The sequence below is a fragment of the Rhizobacter sp. P2_D12 genome, from assembly GCF_056404395.1.
In genome coordinates, this window is sequence record NZ_JBFUEB010000218.1 from 1 (window position 1) to 3,828 (window position 3,828).

Here is a 3,828-nt window from a genome sequence, read left to right on the forward strand (position 1 = left end):
GTTCGAACGCGAGGCGACGCCCGGACGCGTGCGCTGGATCGACCTGTCGCCGCACCAGGCGCGGCTGGTCGAGTCGCCGCTGGACATCCGCGAGGCCTTGCGCGAGCAGATGGATGCCGTGCCGCGCGCCTGGATCTTCACGTCGGCGACGCTGGGCGACGACGAGCGCCTGTCTTGGTTCACCGAATCGGCCGGCCTGGAAGACGCGCAGACGCTGCGCGTGGGCAGCCCGTTCGACTATCCGGCACATGCGCGGCTGTACATCCCGACCGCCTTCCCGAAGCCCAACGAGCCGGGGCATCCCGTGGCGGTGGCGGCGCTGGCGGCGCGCTGCGCCCGCGCGCTGGGCGGGCGCACCTTCGTGCTGACCACCACGCTGCGCGCGCTGCAGGCGGTCGGCGAACGGCTGCGCGACACCTTCGAGACCGAGGGCGACAACATCCAGGTGCTGATGCAGGGCTCGATGCCCAAGCGCCAGCTGCTGCAGCAGTTCCTCGCGCAGCCGCGCTCGGTGCTGGTGGGCTCGCAGAGCTTCTGGGAAGGCATCGACGTGCCGGGCGACGCGCTGCAGTGCGTGATGATCGACAAGCTGCCGTTCCCGCCGCCGAACGATCCGCTGGTCGAGGCGCGCGTCAAGCGGCTCGAGAGCGAAGGGCGCAACCCGTTCGCCGACTACTTCGTCGCCGAGGCGGCGGTGTCGCTGAAGCAGGGCGCCGGGCGGCTGATCCGCAGCGAGACCGACCGCGGGCTGCTGGTGGTCTGCGATCCGCGCATGTCGGGGATGAACTACGGGCGCCGCCTGCGCGACGCGTTGCCGCCGATGACGCGGCTGGTGGACGAGGCCGGGGCGCTGGAATGGCTGGAAGGCCTGCAGGCGCAGGCCTTGCCGTTCTAGCGCGTCACTGCGCCGTGGCGGGTGCCGGCTCGGACGCCAGGAACACGCTGTTCGGGAAGTTCTGACGCAGCACGCGCCCCGCATCGTCGCGCAGCTGCTGCAGGCCGAGCTTGTCGTAGCTCATCACCATCAGGTGCAAGGCCTCTTCGGTGGCCGGGCTCTGCTGGAATTCCTGCACCGTCTGCTGCGCCCGGTTGGCCGCCGCCACGTAAGCACCGCGCCGGTAGTAGTAGCGCGCCACGTGCACCTCGTAGGCCGCGAGCGAATTGACGATGTAGCGCATGCGCGCCTGCGCATCGGGCGTGTACTTCGACTGCGGGAACTGGTCGACCAGCTGCTTGAACGACTGGTACGAGTCCTTCGAGGCCTGCTGGTCGCGCTCGGACAGGTCCTGCCGCGCAATGCTGCTGAAGATGCCGAGGTTGTCGTTGAAGTTGACGATGCCCTGCAGGTACAGTGCGTAGTCGAACGCCGGGCTGGTCGGGTGCAGCTTGATGAAGCGCTCGAGCACCGCCAGCGCCGCGGCCTTCTCGCCGGTCTTGTAGTTCAGGTAGGCCCGCTCCAGCTGGGCCTGCTGGCCGAGCGGGGTGCCGGCGGCGCGGCCTTCGAGGCGCTCGTACAGCTTGAGTGCGCGTTCGTAGCTGCCGGCATCGGCTTCCGACTTCGCCTCTGCATACAATTTCTCGACGGTCATGCCGGCCGTTTCGTCCTTCGGGGTCGAGCCACAGGCCGCCAGCAGGGCCGCCAGCACGGCCACCGATGCCAGGCCCGACCACCGGCCAACCAAGCGAATCACATTCATGAGCCTCGTGGCGCCACAGCCGCGGCGCGCATCCTGTCGAAAGAAGAGCGGCGATTATATGGTTCACCCTCCGCAAGACCCGCCCCTGGCCGAGCTCGTCGACCCGGGCGACGCCGGCGACGAAGCCCTCGAGGCCGGCGTTGCCGATGCGCCCGAGCGCCGCAGCGCCATCATCGACCGCAGCCTGCACGGCGTGCGCCTCGACAAGGCCCTGGTCACGATGGCCGGCGAGTTCTCGCGCAACCACCTGCAGACGCTGATCGAGGGCGGCCACGTGTGGGTCGACGACCGGCCGGCCACCCAGGCCTCGCGCAAGGTCTCGGCCGGGCAGCAGGTGCGGGTGGAACTGGTGCCGACGCCCGAGAGCCTGGCCTTCCGGCCCGAGGCGATGGTGCTGCCGGTGGTGTACGAGGACGACGCGCTGCTCGTGATCGACAAGCCGGTCGGCATGGTCGTGCACCCGGCGGCGGGCCATTGGTCGGGCACGCTGCTGAACGGCCTGCTCGCCCACCACCCGGCGGCGGCCACGCTGCCGCGCGCCGGCATCGTGCACCGGCTCGACAAAGACACTTCCGGCCTGATGGTCGTCGGAAAGACCCTGCAGGCCGTGACCGCCCTGGTGCGCGCGATCGCCGCGCGCGAGGTGCAGCGCGAATACGTCGCGCTGGCCCACGGGCGCGTGCCGGCGCAGCCGTTCCGCATCGATGCGCCGCTGGCGCGCGATCCGCAATCGCGGGTCAGGATGGCGGTGGTGACCAGCGGCAAGCCGGCGCAGACCGACGTGACGCGGGTCGCGCTGGGCGAGTTCGCCGAGCTCGGCGGCGGCGCGGTCAGCGCGGTGCGGTGCAAGCTGCACACCGGGCGCACGCACCAGATCCGCGTGCACCTGGCGTCGCGCGGGCATGCGCTGCTGGCCGATGCGCTTTATGGCGGGCGGCCCGGCCTGGGCCTCGTGCGCCAGGCCCTGCATGCCGCACGCCTGGGTTTCGTGCATCCACTGGGTGGCCAGCCGCTGCAGTTCGAATCGGCCCCGCCGGCCGACCTGGCGCAGGCCTGGCAGCAGGTGTTGCAGGCCTGCGCAGAAGCCCCGTGACACGCAAGCGGGCCGCCCTATACAATGGTGGCCAACCCTCCCCGGATCAACGAAGCGTTCCGCACGGCGTCCGCGCCGCGCACAATGGCTTCCTCCCATGGAGGTGACCGCGCCGAAAGGGCGCGGCGCACGGTTCGCCGCGATAACGCATCGAACCAGAAGCTCCAACCGCCCGACAGCCTTCGACAGTGACACACCGGTGCAGTCGCCGGTTCCTGCGAGGGTCGATGCGATCGGAGCCTGCCCCCGAAAGCCCGCCGGCCCTGCCGGCCGAGAATGTGAACGAAGTCAATGAACACACAGGATGCAAAGCGCGTCCTTGAGACCGCGCTCATCTGCGCCCAGCAGCCGATGCCGCTGCGGGACATGCGTGCGCTGTTCGCCGACGAGATCGGTGCGGACACGCTGCGTGCGCTGCTCGACGAGCTGATGCGCGACTGGGAAGAGCGCGGTGTCGAACTGGTGGCGCTGGCCCACGGCTGGCGTTTCCAGAGCCGGCCCGAGATGCGCGAGTACCTCGACCGCCTGAACCCCGAGAAGCCGCCGAAGTATTCGCGCGCCGTGATGGAAACGCTGGCGATCATTGCCTATCGCCAACCCGTGACGCGCGGCGACATCGAAGACATCCGCGGCGTCACGGTCAGCAGCCAGATCGTCAAGCAGCTCGAGGACCGCGGCTGGATCGATGCGATCGGCTACCGCGAAGCCCCGGGCCGCCCGGCGCTGTATGCGACGACGCGGCAATTCCTCGACGACCTGGGCCTCGCGAGCCTCGAACAGCTGCCGATGCTCGAAAGCTCGACGCTGAACCCGGGCGCGATGGCCGAAGCGCTGGCCGCCCAGCCGTCGCTGCTCGAACCGGAGCAGGGCGCGCTGGCGCTCGACGGCGAGCTGGCGATCGAGGTGTCGGCGGCGCAAGCCGAACCACCTGCTGCCGTACCGGACGACGAACCCGTCGCTCCGTCTTCCCCCGAACCCTCCGATTTCCCCGAGCCTGCGGCCGACGCCGCCCCCAAGGACACACCGCATGAACCAAGC

4 protein-coding genes are annotated in these 3,828 nt (G+C 70.1%); 3 read left to right on the forward strand and 1 reads right to left on the reverse strand.

What is annotated here, in order from left to right:
- Window positions 1-895 (forward strand): ATP-dependent DNA helicase (locus AC1DYN_RS31715; RefSeq protein WP_477966652.1); only part of this gene is annotated, 895 nt, incomplete at its 5' end.
- Between the two features lie 4 nt (window positions 896-899).
- Here AC1DYN_RS31715 and AC1DYN_RS31720 read toward each other — a convergent pair.
- Window positions 900-1,697 carry an outer membrane protein assembly factor BamD gene (locus AC1DYN_RS31720; RefSeq protein WP_477966654.1) on the reverse strand — a complete coding sequence of 266 codons (798 nt, stop codon included), beginning with the start codon at window positions 1,695-1,697 and terminating at the stop codon, window positions 900-902.
- A 58-nt stretch (window positions 1,698-1,755) separates the two neighbouring features.
- Between AC1DYN_RS31720 and AC1DYN_RS31725 the strand changes: the two genes are divergently transcribed.
- Together AC1DYN_RS31725 and scpB are read left to right on the forward strand one after the other, a co-directional pair.
- Entirely contained in the window at window positions 1,756-2,790 is a 1,035-nt protein-coding gene (locus AC1DYN_RS31725) for an RluA family pseudouridine synthase (protein ID WP_477966656.1), read from the forward strand.
- Window positions 2,791-3,081: 291 nt separating this feature from the next.
- The coding region (scpB, locus tag AC1DYN_RS31730; RefSeq protein ID WP_477966658.1) for an SMC-Scp complex subunit ScpB at window positions 3,082-3,828 on the forward strand (747 nt) is incomplete at its 3' end.

Excerpts from the sequence above, each read along its gene's own strand:
- AC1DYN_RS31720 (WP_477966654.1), bottom strand. The coding sequence starts at position 1,697 with ATGAATGTGATTCGCTTGGTTGGCCGGTGGTCGGGCCTGGCATCGGTG.
- AC1DYN_RS31725 (WP_477966656.1), top strand. The coding sequence starts at position 1,756 with ATGGTTCACCCTCCGCAAGACCCGCCCCTGGCCGAGCTCGTCGACCCG.